The sequence below is a fragment of the Tardiphaga sp. genome (assembly GCF_044340795.1).
Taxonomy (GTDB): domain Bacteria; phylum Pseudomonadota; class Alphaproteobacteria; order Rhizobiales; family Xanthobacteraceae; genus Tardiphaga.
Genome location: NZ_JBIISY010000129.1, coordinates 1 through 16541, shown reverse-complemented (window position 1 = coordinate 16541; position 16541 = coordinate 1). Strand labels below are relative to the sequence as shown.

Annotated in this window: 12 protein-coding genes, 1 tRNA gene and 1 pseudogene; 8 read left to right on the top strand and 6 right to left on the bottom strand. The window is 61.9% G+C overall.

Features of this window, described 5'->3' with window-relative positions; all coding sequences use genetic code 11:
• The first annotated feature begins 158 nt into the window (after positions 1–158).
• Genes ACIQ17_RS19960 through ACIQ17_RS19950 form a run of 3 tightly spaced genes read left to right on the top strand, consistent with a single transcriptional unit; the run spans position 159 to position 3749 of the window.
• Entirely contained in the window at positions 159–1256 is a 1098-nt protein-coding gene (locus tag ACIQ17_RS19960) for an acyltransferase family protein (RefSeq protein ID WP_398470805.1), read from the top strand.
• Positions 1257–1259: 3 nt separating this feature from the next.
• Complete coding sequence (locus ACIQ17_RS19955) at positions 1260–2312, top strand: acyltransferase family protein (RefSeq protein WP_398470802.1); 1053 nt, start codon at positions 1260–1262, stop codon at positions 2310–2312.
• 3 nt (positions 2313–2315) lie between these two features.
• On the top strand, positions 2316–3749 hold the full coding sequence (locus ACIQ17_RS19950; protein WP_398470801.1) for a lipopolysaccharide biosynthesis protein: 1434 nt from the start codon (positions 2316–2318) through the stop codon (positions 3747–3749).
• A 1-nt stretch (position 3750) separates the two neighbouring features.
• Here ACIQ17_RS19950 and ACIQ17_RS19945 read toward each other — a convergent pair whose 3' ends face one another.
• Positions 3751–4803 (bottom strand): endo-1,4-beta-xylanase, encoded by a 1053-nt coding sequence (locus tag ACIQ17_RS19945; RefSeq protein WP_398470804.1) that lies wholly within the window; start codon positions 4801–4803, stop codon positions 3751–3753.
• Between the two features lie 266 nt (positions 4804–5069).
• On the opposite strand from ACIQ17_RS19945, the gene ACIQ17_RS19940 reads away from it, so the two are divergent.
• The 4 genes from ACIQ17_RS19940 to ACIQ17_RS19925 are packed head-to-tail and all read left to right on the top strand — an operon-like array spanning position 5070 to position 8777.
• A complete protein-coding gene (locus ACIQ17_RS19940; RefSeq protein WP_398470800.1) occupies positions 5070–5915 on the top strand; it encodes a WecB/TagA/CpsF family glycosyltransferase in 846 nt (281 codons plus the stop codon).
• Positions 5912–7186: a glycosyltransferase gene (locus ACIQ17_RS19935; protein ID WP_398470799.1), complete on the top strand. Its 1275-nt coding sequence runs from the start codon at positions 5912–5914 to the stop codon at positions 7184–7186. Before ACIQ17_RS19940 ends, ACIQ17_RS19935 begins: the two co-directional genes overlap by 4 nt.
• Before the next feature lie 17 nt (positions 7187–7203).
• Positions 7204–8376: a glycosyltransferase family 4 protein gene (locus ACIQ17_RS19930; RefSeq protein ID WP_398470798.1), complete on the top strand. Its 1173-nt coding sequence runs from the start codon at positions 7204–7206 to the stop codon at positions 8374–8376.
• Positions 8373–8777: a hypothetical protein gene (locus tag ACIQ17_RS19925; protein ID WP_398470797.1), complete on the top strand. Its 405-nt coding sequence runs from the start codon at positions 8373–8375 to the stop codon at positions 8775–8777. The genes ACIQ17_RS19930 and ACIQ17_RS19925 overlap by 4 nt, the downstream gene beginning before the upstream one ends.
• 22 nt (positions 8778–8799) lie before the next feature.
• On the opposite strand, the gene ACIQ17_RS19920 is transcribed toward ACIQ17_RS19925, so the two are convergent.
• The 4 genes from ACIQ17_RS19920 to ACIQ17_RS19905 form a co-directional block, all read right to left on the bottom strand.
• A complete protein-coding gene (locus tag ACIQ17_RS19920; protein WP_398470796.1) occupies positions 8800–11943 on the bottom strand; it encodes a glycoside hydrolase family 113 in 3144 nt (1047 codons plus the stop codon).
• Positions 11944–12236: 293 nt separating this feature from the next.
• The gene (locus ACIQ17_RS19915) at positions 12237–13169 is read right to left on the bottom strand and encodes a 3-keto-5-aminohexanoate cleavage protein (RefSeq protein ID WP_398470795.1); all 933 of its coding nucleotides are present in this window, start codon (positions 13167–13169) and stop codon (positions 12237–12239) included.
• A gap of 9 nt (positions 13170–13178) precedes the next feature.
• Positions 13179–14117 (bottom strand): 3-hydroxyacyl-CoA dehydrogenase NAD-binding domain-containing protein, encoded by a 939-nt coding sequence (locus tag ACIQ17_RS19910; RefSeq protein ID WP_398470794.1) that lies wholly within the window; start codon positions 14115–14117, stop codon positions 13179–13181.
• A 120-nt stretch (positions 14118–14237) separates the two neighbouring features.
• The gene (locus tag ACIQ17_RS19905; protein WP_398470803.1) at positions 14238–14486 is read right to left on the bottom strand and encodes a DUF1272 domain-containing protein; all 249 of its coding nucleotides are present in this window, start codon (positions 14484–14486) and stop codon (positions 14238–14240) included.
• A gap of 429 nt (positions 14487–14915) precedes the next feature.
• Between ACIQ17_RS19905 and ACIQ17_RS19900 the strand changes: the two genes are divergently transcribed.
• A tRNA-Glu gene (locus ACIQ17_RS19900) sits at positions 14916–14990 on the top strand.
• A 510-nt stretch (positions 14991–15500) separates the two neighbouring features.
• Here ACIQ17_RS19900 and ACIQ17_RS19895 read toward each other — a convergent pair.
• Positions 15501–16520: pseudogene (locus ACIQ17_RS19895) on the bottom strand (recombinase family protein); the annotation flags it as partial.
• Positions 16521–16541: the final 21 nt, after the last annotated feature.

Genomic DNA, 16541 nt, shown 5'->3' with positions numbered 1-16541 from the left:
CTCGCCGCCAGTGACCACGATACTGTCATCGATCTGATCGCCGAACTCGCCGGTGCCGCCCATCGAGGCACTGCACCGAAAGACAAGATGGTCGCGCGCTGACCTCACAAGCATCGTCGCCGACCTTTTCATCGAACCGGGAATATCACTTGCAGGATATGAAGACCGACACACGGCATCTGGATGGGCTGCGCATCGTCGCGGCCAGCGCTGTCGTGATCCTGCATTATGCAGACTATGTGAAGGACCATGCCGTCGGTCGCTTCATGGTCGATCACACCTGGCACTTCAACCTGTTCGTCGATCTGTTCTTCGTGATCTCCGGCTATGTGATCGCGAGCCAGTATCTCGCCAAGGTCGACACCCCGGCCGCCATCGGCCGCTTCCTGTGGCGACGCTTTGCCCGCATTTACCCGCTGCATCTTGCCACGCTGGCCTTCTATGTGGCGATCGCGCTGGCGCTGTATTTCGGCATCGCGCGCGGCGAAAATCCTGCGCGCTATCCGCTCTCGGACATTCCGGCGCAATTGCTGCTGCTGCACGCCATCGATGGCGCGCGCCTGACCTTCAACTTCCCGAGCTGGTCGCTCTCGGCGGAATTCTTCTGCTATGTGTTGTTTCCGTTGATGGCGATCCTGCTCAGCCGCCGCAAGCCGGTGATCCTGGTGCTGATCGCCGTGCCATTCATCGCCAATACGCTAGTGACCGTGCTGGCGGGCAGCGAGCCATGGCCGGACTGGATCAACAAGGGCGGCGCATTTCGCGCGCTGCCGGCGTTCAATCTCGGTATCGCCTGCTATCTCTATCGCGACCGGATCAAAGCACTGCCAGCCATGCCGGGCCTGCTCTCGGCGTCGCTCGTCCTCTTTGTGCTGATCGGCGCCTATCTCAACATCTATGTTGCGCTGCTGATGATCTATGCCATCGCGCTGCTGGCCATCCATCATGATTGCGCCGGCCAGACCACGCTGTTCTCGAAGCTCGGCTTCGAGCGCTGGTCGGATCTCACTTACTCTTCCTATATGCTGCATATCCCGGTCGCCACCGTCGTCCTGACGCTTGCGTCGCGCTATCTCGCGCCGATCCTGCCCGGTGGAAAACTGGCGCTTCTGCCGGTGGCCATCATCGTGCTGGCGGTCCTCAGCGTGCTGTCGCTGCGCTATTTCGAGACGCCGATGCGGCGCACACTCAATGACCTCTATGATCGTCAATTCCGTCCGCGCATCGGCGCGACGCCGTTGTCCGGGCAGACCTGAGCGATGACGAGCATGGTGCAGGCCGAAGCGGCAACCGTGGAACAGCCGGCGCGCGCAGTGGCCGCCAGCCGCGATGGTGCCATCGACACCATGCGCGGCGTCGCCATTCTGATGGTGATCGGCATCCATGCGCTGCAGCAGCCGCTCGATGCCTCCTGGAAGATCGGGCTCGACGCGTTGCTGCGGCCGTGCGTGCCGATCTTCCTGTTTGCGTCCGGCTATCTCACCGGATTGTCCGGCCGCGTGCCGGTGACCAAGCGGCTGATCGCCACCGTGATTCCCTATGCGATCGCCTTTGTCGCCGCCTATATCTATATGGCGCTGCTGAACCCGGCGATGGATCATCGCATCACCACGACCATCGCGCGGTTCGGGCTCGCTTACGTCTTCGTCTACTATTACGTGTTCGTCTATATCGGCTGCACGCTGCTGCTGTGGCTGGTGCTGTGGTTCGCCACCCGCGTGCCGGAGCAGGCGGAGCAGCGCTTGCAGGTCCTGCTGCTGATCACCATCGCTGTCGGCCTCGTGACCGGCGCCTATCTCGATCCCGCGCTGGCGCGCTTCGGCATGTCCGACGGTGTGATTGAGGAATTCCGCATGCGCGACATTCCGTTCTGGTTCGCCTTTGCGGCGCTGGGGATGCTGGTGGCGCGGGCATCGATCCGTGCGGTGCTGCTCGACATGCTGCCGACGCTCGGCGTCGCGACGCTGATCGCCTATGTGATCTACACCGCCGTGCGCATGGCCGCGATCGGCGACGCCGCCGCTTATGATTCCACGGCCTTCTTCTTCTATGCCGCCACCCTCAGCGTGTTGCTGCTGGCCTCGCGCGTCGATGTCCCGTTTCTCGCGACACTCGGCGCCGGCAGCTATTTCATCTATCTCTGGCACATCTTCGTCATCATGGCGCTGCGCGATCTCGGCGGCTTCCGCGCTCTTGGCGGTGTCGCAGCGACACTGCTGATGTATGTGATTGCACTCGTCGTCACCGGCGCGGCCCTGCTGGCCCTGCGCCAATGGGCGCCGCCGCGCGTGCTGCGCACTCTGGGGGCGTGACGCATGCTGCTGAAGCGCACCATTCTCTATCTTCCGGCTCAGGTCGTCGGCCCGCTGTTCCAGCTGGTGGCAATGATCGTGTGGACCCATGTGGTCAACGAGCATACGCTGGGCGTGATCACGCTGATCACCGCCACCCATGAACTGCTGCAGCTCGCATTCCTGGCGTGGTGGTCGCAATATGCGCTGCGCTTCTTCGGGCGCTACCATGAAGGCGAGGAAGCCGAGCGCTTCTATCGCACCGAAAACGTCGTCATCCTGCTGTCATTGGTGCTGCAGAGCGCAGCGGTCGTCGCCGTGCTCTACACGGTGATTGCCACCGACACCAATCCGATGCTGCTCGGCGCCACCATCGCCTATGTGATCAGCCGATCGCTCAATCTCTATATCGCCGAGCGTGCCCGCGTGCGGCATCAGATCGGCGTCTACTCGATCCAGCAGATCGTCGGCCCCGCGGTCGGCTTCCTGCTCGGCCTGCTGCTGATCGAAACCATCAGCCCGGCACCGGAATGGCCGCTGCTGGGCTATGCCGCCGCGCAGCTGTTCGCCGCGCTGATCGTGTTGCCGAAGATCGGCTATAGCCGGCGCATCTGGCCGATCGACCGCGAGATCATCCGCCACGCCCTCAGCTATGGCATCCCGCTCATCTTCGGTGGCGCGCTCGGCTGGGTCGGGCTGAACGCGTCCCGCTTCGTGGTCAATGACATGCTCGGCGTCGCCGCGGCTGGCCTGTTCGCGGTCGGCTATGGGCTTGGCCAGCGCGCTGCCGCCGTCGCCGCGATGCTGGTCACGGCCGCCGCCTTCCCGCTCGCGGTGAAGAGCATGGAGCAGAATGGCAGCCAGGCGGCCATGCGCCAGCTCTCGGACAATGGTGCATTGCTGCTCGGCATCCTGGCACCGAGCATCGCCGGCATCTTCCTGCTGCGCGCGGAGATCGTGCATCTGCTCATCGCCGCACCATTCCAGACCGTCACGCTGGCGATCCTGCCGCTGTCCACACTGGCCGGATCGATCCGCAACATTCGCGCGCATTTCGGCGACCAGGTCTTCCTGCTGCAAAGCAAGACGCGCCTGATGGTGGTGGTGTCGGCCATCGATGCGGTGGTGACCATCATCGCCAGCCTGATCTGCATCCATTTCTGGGGCCTCGTCGGCGCGGCGGCGGCCACTGTCATCTCCGCCGTCGCCGCCGCATCGGTCAGCTTTGCACTGGGCTTCACGCGCTTCGGCCTGACGCTGCCCTGGACCCATATCGCCCGCATCGCCATCGCCACGCTGGCCATGGCCATGCTGCTGACGCGGCTGCCGGAAGCGAAGTCCTATGCTGTGCTGGCCGCGCATATCGCATCCGGCGCCGCGATCTATGTGGTGGTTCTTGCCGTCCTGTATGGGCCGACGCTGTTGCGCATGGTCCGGCGTCAGCCCCGTTTTTCCTGACCTATCCGCGCTTCGAATTCTCGAAGGCGCGGGCCATGGCGAACCACAGCGGCTTCTTCTGCATGTCCGCATCATAGGGCAATGGCCGCGGCAGACGCTGCGTGGTCGGATCCTTCTGCAGCGCGATCCCCTTGTAGAACGAGTAGTGATCCGACAGCTGCCAGGTGATGACCGCTTTCACGGCCGGAACCTGCAACACACTGGTGAGGAATTTTTCGGCGGTCTCCGCGATCACCTTGTCGCGCGCCACCACATCGTCCGGGAATGTGTCATCACGCACATCAAATTCTGTGATGTAGATATCAATCTTTCGCTCGGCGAGCGCGTGCACGAATTCGAGAAAGCGCTGCGGGTCGTGCGGATAGCGCGGTTGCAGATGCCCCTGCAGGCCGACGGCATCCAGCCTCACCCCCGCATGCTGCAACTCATCGACAAGACGCAGCATGCCTGCGCGCGACGTGCGACCGACATCGTCGTCGCGCTCGGTCTGCGCCTCGTTGAGGACGAATTTGCTTTTCTTGTCGACCAGCGCAGCACGTTCGAATGCACGCTTGATGTAACCGGTGCCGAACGCATCGTACCAGGGGCCCAGCCGATATCCGCCGGGCGCCTTGTGGCCGGGCCAGAACGGCTCATTGACGATGTCCCAGGAATGCAATTGTCCCGCGTAACGTCCCACCACCTGGTCGATATAATGATCGAAGAATTTTCGACGTTCTTCGATACTCATTGCCTTGATCCATTGTGGAACCCAGTCATTCCAGATCAGGCAGTGGCCCCGCATGGGAATCCTGTTGTTCGCGCAGAACTGGAGCAATCGGTCGCCGGCCTCGAAGCGCAATGCGCCTGATTGCGGCGCTATCGTGCCCATCTTCAGTGCAACATCGGTGGTGATGATCTTCGTCTGACTCGTGTAGAGCTCACGGTAAGCGACATCCTTGTCGATCACCGGTCCCGCTGCAGCACCGAACATCAATCCATTTTTCGCCGCAATCGCACCCAGACTCTGCGCTGCGCTCTGCGTTTGAGGAGCAGCGACCGCATCGCGATGCATGGCAAGTGTAGCGCCTGCAAGAATCGCCAGCGACTTTCTCCTTGAGCACTCAAACATATTCACTCTCCATCGATACAAAACAGTGATGCGACTGATCCGGTATCAAGCGACCGCATCGCCATCGTTGCGTCGCAATAGTTCGTTTTCATGTCCGCCATGTCGAGGAGAGTGTCTTTCGGCTTTGCGTGCAGGCACTGCTTCTCTGATGAGCAGATGGTGTGTGTATGCGAGGCGTAACTCGACCACATCGTCACCAGGGGAGCGACATGGTTGACACACAGCTTTCACAAGCACCTTCGGCCGGTGAAACTCCGGAAAGTAACAATCTCACTGTCGATGGCGTGACCATCAATGTGTCGTCGCTCTCGGAAGCCGTCACATCGATCGTCGATGCCGCCGAACAGGGCGAGAATTTCAGCGTCTGCACATTGAACCTCGATCATGTCGTTCAATTGCAACAAAAGCCCGACTTTCGCGCAGCGTATCGTCGCGCGCGCTTCGTCACCGCCGATGGTTTTCCAATCGTCGTGCTGAGCCGGCTGCTCGGCGTTCCGATCTCGCGCACCACCGGTGCCGATCTCGTGGAACCGCTGTGCGCCGCCGCTGGCGAGAAGGGGCTGCCGATCTTCCTGTTCGGCTCCGATCAATCCACGCTGGAAAAATCCGCCGCCGAGTTGAAGCGCCGTTATCCCGGGCTGGAAGTCGCCGGCGTGTTCGCACCCGGTCGCAATTTCAGTGCCTATTCCGAAGAGGCCGACGAAGCGATTGCCCGCATTCGGGCGTCCGGCGCGAAATTGTGCTTTCTCGCGCTCGGTGCGCCCAAGCAGGAAGTCTTCGCCTCGCGTTGTCTCGATGAATTGAACGGCACCGGCTTCCTGTGCATCGGCGCTTCGCTCGATTTCATCGCCGGCACGCAGGTGCGCGCGCCGATGTTCGCGCAGAAGGCCGGGCTCGAATGGGCCTGGCGCATGATCAACAATCCGGGCCGCCTCGCGCCGCGTTATGCGCGCTGCGCCGCGGCCGTACCGCGCCTGCTCGCCGGCACGCTGCCGCAGATCCTCACGGCCCGCACCCGGTTCTTCACAACGTCCCGCACAAGGAAAGCCGCATGACGTCCACGCTGACCCTCGGCCTGCGCGCCCGTAATGCGGCTCCCACCCGGCGCCGCTATCAGATCTGCCTGATCCATCCTTTCGATCCGCGTGGTCAGAAGGTGGGCGGCCTGGAAACCTACATTCGTGACTTCATCACGTTTCATCCGGACGATACCGATCTTCTGTTCGTCGGCGTCGATTCGGTCGGCGACCTGAAGCTCGGTGAAATCCGCCGCCTCACCTTCCGCGGCCGGGACTTCGATTTCCTGCCGATCCTGCGTTACACGGACCAGCAGGCGCGCGAAGCCGCCAAGACCATTCGCTCCTCGCTCACCGGCCAGTTCTTCTCGGCGCTGCTGCGCCATTTCATCCCGGTGTCGCGCCTGATCCGCGAACGCGGCTGCACCGTCGACCTGCGTCGCGTGGAATTCTCCTGGCTGCCGACCCTGCTCCGCCGTCCCTATGTGCAGATGCTGCATGGCGAGGGCGCGCCGAAGCTGCAGATGGATTCGCTGCTGCGGAAGTATTCCTTCGTCCATAATTTCGGCGAGCGCTTCGCCGTCTCCACCAGTTCGCACTTCCTCTGCGTCAATCCGTTCATCACCGAACGGCTGAAGAACACCTATCCGTCGCAGAAGGACAAGATCGACACGCTGTGGACCTGGGTGAATACGGATATCTTTAAGCCGCAGCCTTTCGCTGACAGCACCGATCCGTTCCGCGTGATCTTTGCCGGCCGTCTCGATGAATTCAAGGATCCGCCCCTGATGTTCCGCACCATCGCGCGACTGCGCGAGAAGCTGAAAGGAAAGCTGGAATTCCACTATATCGGCACCAGCGATCCACATCGCTTCGCGGAATTCGCCGCCATCGAAGACATCACCGTGCGCCATGGCTTCAAGGACGCACTCGGCATGGCCTCGACATTGGCGAACGCCCATGCGGGCATCCTGACGTCGGAGTTCGAAGGCATGCCACGCTGTGTGCTGGAAACGCTTGCCGTCGGGCGCCCGACCGTGGCCGTGCATCTGCCGCAACTCGAAGCTGTCATTCACGATGGGCGGAGCGGCTATCTGATCCCGCGCAGCAATTCGCGTGACGAGATGGTGGAAGCGCTCGCCGATCGTTTCGTCGATGTCCGCAATGCCATCGACAGCGGCACGCTCGACCCCTTCGATGTGGCCGGCGCCATCGCCGATTTCACGCCGGCGACCCAGCTCGCGCGTGTCTACACCTATCACCAGCAGATCCAGGATGCCCGCGGGCTGACGCCCTCGCCCGCACATTGAGGTTCGGGATTCGAGACGTGAATATCCTGCTGCTCACCAGCGAATACGCCCCGATGCGGGGCGGCATTGGCACTTATGCACGCGAGATCGCCGCTGCGGCGACGGAGCTCGGCGCAAAGGTGACGATGGTCGCGCCCGATTACGGAGAGGACACGTCCGATGCGGACAAGGCTTCCCCCTTCCCGGTGCATCGCTTCAGCGGCGGCCTGCATTCGGCGCGCGACCTGCCCGCCAAGATCATGCTGGCGCGCCGCCGTGTCGGCGCCGCGCCCTTCGATGTGGTGCATGCAGCCGACTGGCCGTTCTTCATTCCGGTGGCGCTCGCGCGTGGCCGCACCCCTGCCCGCGTGCTGATGACGGTGCATGGCACCGAGATCAACGAGACCCAGACCTCACTCAAGCGGCTCGCCATCCGGTGCAGCGGCGTGTTCGGCCCGCGCACCGAAGTCGCCGCCAACAGCCGCTTCACCCGCGACCTGTTTCGCGAGAAGTTCGATATCGACGAGGGGCGCATTCATGCGATCCGGCTTGGCGTGTCGGATTTCTGGTCCGGTCGCCGCAGCGAGCGCGGCTATGTTCGCGCCCGTCGCGAGATCGAACCCGACCGCATCGTCATGGTCACCGTGGCGCGGATCACGCGGCGCAAGGGTCACCACCTCACGCTTGCGGCTTTGGCACGCCTGCCCGACCACATCCGCCGCCGTATCACCTGGCTGGTGATCGGCCCGGAGGGCGAATCCGATTATGTCGATGAAGTGCGCAGCATGATCCAGAGCTCCGATTGCGACGTCCGCCTGCTCGGCGCGCTCTCGAATGAAGAAATCCGCGATCTCTACGGCGCGTCGGACTTCTTCTGCCTGACCGGCCTGCCCGAATCCTCCGGGCGCGTGGAAGGTTTCGGCCTCGTCTATCTCGAGGCCGGGGCCGCAGGGCTGCCAAGCATCGCCAGCGATATCGGTGGCGTGCCCGATGCCGTGCTGGCCGGTGAATCCGGCCTGCTGGTGCAACCGCGTATCGACATGATCACTAGTTTGATCCAGCAGATTGCCGAGGACAGTGATCTCCGCACCCGTCTGGCCGGCGGCGCGCGCGCCCATGCCCGCGACCTGTCCTGGGAACGCTGCGCGGCCGAGACCTATCGGCTGCCGCGCCCGCGATCCTCTGCGCGCATCGCGGCGATTTCAGCATGAAGGGGCCGGTCCTCGCGCTGGCTCTGCTTGCGGTCTCCACGGCAGCGCAGGCCAGTAGCTGCAACAAGAGCCGGGAGTATCTGCTCGGCGGCCTCGCCGGCGAATTGCAGATGACGCCGCAAACCTATGACGGGCTGTTCAAGGTCTGCGAGGCCACGGCAACGATGCCGAGCGTGCAGGACGCTTTCATCCTGAAGGATGGCGGCATCGGCGTCATCCCGAAGCAGGACACCGTCCCGGCCACTGCCGCAACACTGTCGCGCTTCTGCGACGCCAATCCGCGCGCAACGCTCCGCTTCATCTCGAAGAAGGATCTGTTGCGCGCCAAGTCCACGTCGCAGATCGTCGGCCTGTCGTCGACGGGCGTAACGTCGTGCAAGAAGATCAAGGGCCTGATGTAGGCATCAGGCCCCGTTCATCGCCTCAGACGATCAATACATCATGCGAGGTCAGCGGCGCCGTCACGCCTTTCAGCGTGATCGATGCATCATGACCGAGATCGATCACCGTATCCTGGCCGACCACATGAACAGCCAGCTGCGACAGATCCTTTGCGATCGAGGATGCGATCTGGATCACGTCGTGATTGGCCCCCTGCCCGGCATGGAAATTGTTGATCACGTCATGGCCGCCCGCCTGCTTGAACACGAATGTGTCGCCACCGGCGCTGTTCATGATGTCGTTGCCGCTGGTTGAGGTCAGCGTGACGCCGGCCTTGTAGGCCGTCATCGTGTGCGAACCGTCCTTGTTGTCGAACACCGAGGCCAGACGCTGGCCCGATGCGTCCAGCATGTCATGCTTGGCGGCATAGGCCTGATTGGTGATGCCGAACGTGTCGACGCTCTTGCTGCCATCGGCACCGCGCGTGGTGACGCTGGTGAGCGCGCCATTGGTCGCAAAGCTCGACTGCACATAGGCACCGTCGGTCTGCGTCACGGTCTCGGTCTTGAGATGGCTGGCATCGTCATATTGCGCCAGCGTCTTGATCCCGGCGCTGTCCACCGACTGCTTCAGCGCCAGCGAGCCATCCTTGTGGAACTGCTCGATCAGCACGCTCTTGCCGGCAGCATCGCGCACGACATGCTCGGTGGTATAGGCCTTGCCGGCGATATCATAGGTCATGGTGTCGCGGATGCCGTCCGCGCTGCGGATGGTCTGGCTGGAAATGCCGCCATCAAGTTTATAGGCCGTCTGCACAAAGGAGCCGTCGGTCCGGGTGACCGTCTGCTGCGACAGATGGCCCGTCGCATCATACTGGCTGAACGTCTTGGTGCCGGCGGCGTCCACGGTCTGCTTCATGGCCAGCGTGCCGTCACTGTGGAAGCCCTCGATCAGCATGCTCTTGCCGGACGCATCGGTTACCGTATGGCGCGACGTGTAATCCTGCCCGGTGATGCCGTAATCGCGGATCTCGCGCGTGCCGTCCGCGTTGCGGATCGTGGCATTGGTCTGGAAGCCAGCCGCATTGAAGGCGAACTGCTGGAACGAGCCATCCGAAAAGCTGTTCAGCAGCTTGGTCAGGTGGCCCGCGTCATCGTAGTCGCTATAGGAGACCGAGCCGTCGCCATTCACCACTTGGCGGAAGGCAAGATCGCCATCGCTGTAATAACGCTCGACCAGCTGGGTCTTGCCGCCTGCCGCGATCACGCTGTGCTCGGATGTATAGCTCTTGCCCATGATATCGCGCGTATAGACATCGCGCGAACCGTCGGCATTACGGAAGGTCTCGCTGGTGACCGTCGTGCCGTTGGACGCCAGCGCCTGGTATTCGGCGCCCTTGGCAAGGGCCGACTGGCTGGCCATGAATCCGGCCGTGCTCACGGTCGCATCGGCGAACTGGAAATATTCCACATTGACGATCCGATCGGTGCCATCGCGCGCGGCGACGCCATCGGTGACGACGAGCTCGCCATTCACGAAGGAGATCTTGTAATCCGCAGCCTTGCCGGAAAACACCGCGGTATCGATGCCATCACCGCCATCGATGAAATCATTGCCGATTCCACCGGTGATAATGTCGTTGCCGGCGCCGCCATAGATGATGTCATTGTCGCTATTGGCGCCATAGAACCAATCCTGATGCGCAGCAGCATCGACGTGGATGCTCCGGACATAGAGATCGAACGTGCCGGGCGCGCTGGCATTGATTGCATCCTTCGGCGCCACGGAGACGCCATTGATCACGAGGTCCTTCAGATGCAGCGCGCGGCCCGGCGCTGAATTCATCAGCTGGACGTCAAGGCTGCTGATCTGATCGGGATTGGCAAAGGTCAGGGTATAGGTCTGATAGCCGGCCGGATCGGTGGCCGGGCTGAATTCCAGCACCGCCGACACGGGCTGGCCATTCACCAGCACCTGCACCTGCGCATTCGCGCCGGACGCCGCCGTGCCATAGCCGGTCAGGGTGATGGTCGTCGTTGCGAGCTTGCCCTGCGTGGCCGGCCCGCCGATGATCACGTCATTGCCGTCGCCGCCATAGATGACGTCATTGCCAAGGCCGGCATTGATGGTGTCGTTGCCGCGGCCGAGATCGATCACGTCATGGGTTGCGGAGCCTGTGATGTTGAGATCGAGCGACGTGCCATTGCCCTTGAAATATTGCGCGACGATGGCCTCGGCCGGCTTGCCCATGGGCGAATAGCCGGTCTCGTTATATTTGCCGTTGAGATCCCACTGCCACAGCTCGACGCCTTTCATCCAGCTGCCGCCATGGGCGCTCCAGACCTGGAAGAAGGCATTATAGGCATCGGCCTGCTCGGCCACATCCGCCGGCGCATTGGCGGTCCAGGAGCCCGGACGCATCGCCGTGCCATCCATGCTGCGGAAGCCGGCCTCGGTCATCAGGACCTGCTTGCCATAGGTCTCCGACAGCGAATGCAGGAAATCCACCGGCGATTTGTAATCGAAGGCGGCTGCGTAATACGGATTGTAGGGAACCTCGGTCCAGGCGTGGATCATCTCCTGCACCGTCGGTGTCGTGCTCGATGTCAGCGGCGGATAGGTGTTGACGCCGATGATGTCGAGCTGATCCCAGAAGCTGACCTTCAAAGCTTCGTCGGTGGCAGCCGAATAGGTCAGTTCCCCGTGATAGACCTGACGCACCGACGAGATGATATCAATCCAGTAACCACGATAGGCACTGCCCGTCAGGCTGCTCATTTCATTGCCGATCACGAACGTATCGACGCCGCCCTGCTGCGCGATCTCCGCGAGACGCACGATCTCGGTTTTGTAGGATGCGAAGAATGCGCTGATATCGCTCGGCGACAGGGTCATGGAACCCGTCCCGTCGAGTGGCGAGATCGCCGCCTTGAACACGACGTTCAATCCCGCCGCATCCGCTGCCTTGAAACCTGCAAGCAGGCTCGCATCACTCTCGGTCTTGCCGGGATGCGCGAACACGTCTGCCGTTGTCTTGTTGTCGGTCCAGATGCGCGCCGTGAGGCTCACTGAATTGGAACCGAGCGCTGCGATCTGCTGAAACGACTGCGCTGCCGATGCGCTGGCGAATTGTCCGTTCCACTCCGACAATGCGCCGAAGCCCTGCACTTCAAAAAGATTTGCCACTGAATGATCTCCGCTGTTGGCGGACGCTTACCGCAATGAATTAACGGCAGCCTTAAGAGACCGATCCAAAGTTTTATGAAAGCGGAATTTCAAATCGCATGTGTCGACGATGCGTCACTGCGTGATCTCGGCAACAAGGCAATGCGGTTCCTGCAAAGGAACAACGCATCTGCTGCGAGATGATGCAGATTTATAGTTACGTGACGTAGGCCAACGCCGGAGTTCCATTTAAAAGAGGAAAGCCGACGCGGATGATCACGCCGGCTCGGGAGGATGTTTGATTTGTCCGATCGTCAGAAGCCGACGTTGCGCTTGCCTTTGGTCTGCAGCATCTGCCGCGCTTCGTCGGGGGTGGCGATCTCCAGCGACAGGCCTTCGAGGATCTCACGGATCTTGGCGACCTGTGCGCCGTTCGATGTCGCGAGTTCGCCGCGGCCGAGATAGAGATTGTCTTCAAGACCAACGCGCACATTACCACCGAGGATCGCCGACATGGTGACCAGCGGAAACTGATGCCGGCCGGCGCCCAGCACCGACAGATAATAGTCGTTGCCGAACAACCGGTCGGCCGTGGATTTCATATGCATGAGGTTTTCGGGATCCGGCCCGATGCCCCCGAGAATACCGAAAATGCATTGCACGAAGAAAGGCGGCTTCACCAATCCGCGGCCGACGAAATGCGCGAGATTGTAGAGATGGCCGACATCATAGCATTCGAATTCGAAGCGGGTGCCGTGATCGCCGAGCTCGCGCATGCCGCGCTCGATCTGCGAAAAGGTGTTCGACAGAATGAAGTCGGTGGTGCCTTCGAGATAAGGTCGCTCCCAGTCGTGCTGGAATTCCTTGAAGCGGCTGGCGGCACCGGAGATGTTGAAATTGAACGACCCCATATTCATCGAGGCGATTTCGGGCTTGGCCCAGTTCGCCGCGGCGAGGCGCTCGTCCATGGTCATGCCGAGACCGGCACCGGTGGTGATGTTGATGATGCCGTCACAGCGGTCATGGATCTCCGGCAGGAATTTTGCGTAGATGTCCTTGTCCTGGGTCGGGCGTCCGGTTTCCGGCACGCGTGCATGGAGATGCACGATCGCCGCACCAGCTTCCACCGCGCCGACGGCCTGATCGGCGATCTGTTGCGGGGTCACCGGCAGATGCGGTGACATGGACGGCGTGTGGATCGAGCCGGTGATCGCGCAGCTGATGATGGTTTTGTTGCTCCGTCGCATGGGACCTCCTCAACCGTTCTTCTGCTTGATGAGTGCGATCAGCGCGGCATCGCGTTGCTTGACGAGGTCGACCCGCGAGCGGCCGGCAGCTTCCTGCGCCACGCCCTCGATCAGCGCCGCATTGACCTCGGGCCCAAGTTGCGGCGTGCCGAGATCGCGCCACCAATCTTCCATCGCAGGACCGATGTGATCAAGGAAATGTTTCATGCCGCCCTCGCCACCCGCGAGATTGAAGATCATATGCGGCCCCATGATCGCCCAGCGCAGGCCCGGCCCTTGCGCCACGGCTGTGTCGACATCCTCGACACTGGCGATCCCGCTCGTCACCGCATGCACCGCCTCACGCCACAGCGCCGCCTGCAGGCGATTGGCGAGATGGCCGGGGACTTCCTTGTTGAGCCGGATCGGCGCCTTGCCGGCGCGGCGGTAAAAGGCATCGAGCCAGGTCAGCACATCGGGCGATGTCCTGTTGCCGCCGACGATCTCCACCAGCGGTACCAGATGCGGCGGATTGAAGGGATGGCCGACGGCGAAACGCTCGGGAGTCTTGAGACCTTCCTGCAGGTCGCTCATCACGAGGCCCGACGTGCTCGAGGCCACGATGACGCCGGGCTTCAGGCTCGCTTCAAGATCGGCGTAAAGCCTCCGCTTGATATCGGCGCGCTCGGGCCCGCTCTCCTGCACGAAATCCGCATCGCGCACGGCGTCTGCCAGATCGGAGGAGAAACGCCACGCCTTTGGCGTCTTGTCGCCGGCGACGCCGAGCGCGAGCAGGCCCTGCCAGGCATTGGCAATCAGATCACGCGTAGCGGCTTCGGCGGAGGGCTGCGGATCATAGATGGTGACGTCATAGCCATGGGCCAGAAACAGCGCGGCCCAGCTGGCGCCGATGGTACCCGATCCGACAACAGCGATGTGACGAACGGCATCCGGAGCAATCAGTGACATGTGGTCTTGTTCTCTGCGTAAGCGTTTCCTCAGCTCGCAGTGTGGCAAGCCAGGCCGCCACGGGCAATTGCATTTGCTGCGGCCGCATGTCCGGGCGGCGCAATACTGATGCGCGGCGGACTAGGCGCCGGCGCAGGCCGGATGCGGCTTGGTCACGCGCTCGGTGGAGACCGGAAAGCGCTCCAGCTTGCCGGCCGGCCGCGTCGGCCGCAACACGAGGTCGCCGCCGCAATTCGGGCAGCGACCACCGAGCCGCGTTTCGGCGCAGCTGGCGCAGAAGGTGCATTCGAAGGTGCAGATGCGCGCCTGCGGGTCGCCATTGGGAAGATCACGATCGCAGCATTCGCAGTTCGGTCTGATCGCAAGCACCATGGTCGCTCTCCCCCTTTTCCCAACTATTGGGGCACGTTACGACACCTTGCCCATTTCCTTCAGCGTCTCCTTGAACGCATCGAGACCGGCCGGAATGCCGCAATAGACGGTCGCGTGCAGCGGCACTTCCTTGTAACTCATGCCAAGTTTTTCTCGATCAATCGTGGGATCGCTCTACCATCGCGCGCCTTTGCGTGCATGCGCCGCACGCGCATCTCAGAGATGTGGCCAAACCCGCGCAAGACCACTTGCAGCCGGCGCCATTCCCGGCTATCCCCTCGCCTCTACGCTCCCTTCGTCTAGCGGTTAGGATTTTTTTATCCCCCTTTGACCTTACCACCCGTGTAAGTTCAAAGAGTTAGGTCTGGTAGACCTACCGCGCTTGACTGAAGAAGAGCTACATGGCAGAGTTCGGAATATATTCCTGCTCCCTTCGTCTAGCGGTTAGGACGCGGCCCTCTCAAGGCTGAAACAGGGGTTCGATTCCCCTAGGGAGCGCCACTTGCGTCCAAAACTGCGAACACCGGCTTCGGAGACGCTTTTCCCGCCGATCACCTGTTCCAGCCTTGCACCGTCCCCAATAATCCGGATGCTTGCGTCGTCTACCTCGATACGGTCAACGACCGCCCGGAGGTAGGATTTGCGGAGCGGGATTTCGCCATTGGCGATATTTTCGCGCATGACCCGGCCGAATTGCTCGATCGCAGCCAAGGGGATTTCACCCGGAGGAGCAGCCTGAGCCTGGATGCGGTCGAGCGCGGCCTGAGCTCGTTCGCGGTCGAGTTTGAGGCTGGCGACACGATCTGTCAGAATATCGTCGAGTTCAGCAATACCCTCCTCAACCATCCGGTAAAGCCGCTTCAACTTGTCAGCCGCGTCTGTAACCTCCCGTTGCAACGATACCACGCGGCGATCTACCTCGACGGCCTTCTCGGCGCGGCATGCAAAGGCGGCAGCGAGAATCGCCACCAAACGCTCGGTCGTAAACAGCCGTTTGGACAAATGCTCGACCACGAGATTGTCGAGCGTGTCCATGCGGACCGTGCGGCCCTTGCAGGCCGTCTTTCCCTTCCGGAGCCAGGTCGAGCAGGCATAATATTTATGAACCTGCCCGGACCTTGATGTCCCCGTCCGCATCGTCATGGCCCCCTCGCACGAGGCGCAAGTGGCCAAGCCCGTCAGCAGGACCGGGCCGGTAACGACACGCGGGGCGGTCACGCGCGGATTGTGCGCTTTGAGCGTAGCCTGCACCGCATCGAACTCGGCTCGTTCAATGATCGGCGGCACCTCGACGGTGATCCATTGATCGACAGGTTTCGCACGCTGGGTACGAGCCTCGCACTTGTTGAACACCCACTCCCCCACATAGACGCTGTTGGTCAGGATTTTATGGACCGTGGCGACGCCAAACCGCGCGCCCTTGCGGGTGGGGTACCCACGCTCGTTCAGCCAGCTAACCGTCCGTTTGAGCCCAAGCGGCCCCGATTGGCCGTCACCATGGCGATAGAGCCGGAAAATCAAACGAACCGCCTCGGATTCAGCCGGATCGACAGCCAGTCTCTTCTTGACCTTGGCACCCCGCTTTTCGGTTTCTTCGGTGCGGTAACCAAGCGGGACCGGCGAGCCATTGTAGAACCCTTGACGCGCATTCTCGTTCATTGCCCGCAAAACGTGCTTTGCGTTCTCGCGACTCTGATACTCATCGAACAGCGCGATCACCTGCCGCATCATGACCTGCGCGGGATCATCGCCCAGTTCTTGCGTAATCGAGACCAAGCGCACCCCCGCCTTGGCGAGGCGGCGGATGTACATTTCCAGCCCGAAGGCATCGCGGAAGAAGCGGGAAAACGAATGCACGACGATGACATCGAACGGATGATCGTCGTCAGTGGCGCGCTCGATCATGCGCTGGAATTCGGGGCGGTTGTCATCCATTGCGGAGGCGCCGGGCTCGACATATTCGGTCAGCAACGACCATCCCTTGTTGGCGCAGAAGGCGGCGACCTGTTTGCGTTGATCCGGGATCGACAGATCGCTCTCGGCCTGCCGACC

Excerpts from the sequence above, each read along its gene's own strand:
- ACIQ17_RS19960 (WP_398470805.1), top strand. The coding sequence starts at position 159 with ATGAAGACCGACACACGGCATCTGGATGGGCTGCGCATCGTCGCGGCC.
- ACIQ17_RS19915 (WP_398470795.1), bottom strand. The coding sequence starts at position 13,169 with ATGCGACGGAGCAACAAAACCATCATCAGCTGCGCGATCACCGGCTCG.
- ACIQ17_RS19940 (WP_398470800.1), top strand. The coding sequence starts at position 5,070 with ATGGTTGACACACAGCTTTCACAAGCACCTTCGGCCGGTGAAACTCCG.
- ACIQ17_RS19945 (WP_398470804.1), bottom strand. The coding sequence starts at position 4,803 with ATGCATCGCGATGCGGTCGCTGCTCCTCAAACGCAGAGCGCAGCGCAG.
- ACIQ17_RS19935 (WP_398470799.1), top strand. The coding sequence starts at position 5,912 with ATGACGTCCACGCTGACCCTCGGCCTGCGCGCCCGTAATGCGGCTCCC.
- ACIQ17_RS19950 (WP_398470801.1), top strand. The coding sequence starts at position 2,316 with ATGCTGCTGAAGCGCACCATTCTCTATCTTCCGGCTCAGGTCGTCGGC.
- ACIQ17_RS19925 (WP_398470797.1), top strand. The coding sequence starts at position 8,373 with ATGAAGGGGCCGGTCCTCGCGCTGGCTCTGCTTGCGGTCTCCACGGCA.
- ACIQ17_RS19955 (WP_398470802.1), top strand. The coding sequence starts at position 1,260 with ATGACGAGCATGGTGCAGGCCGAAGCGGCAACCGTGGAACAGCCGGCG.
- ACIQ17_RS19910 (WP_398470794.1), bottom strand. The coding sequence starts at position 14,117 with ATGTCACTGATTGCTCCGGATGCCGTTCGTCACATCGCTGTTGTCGGA.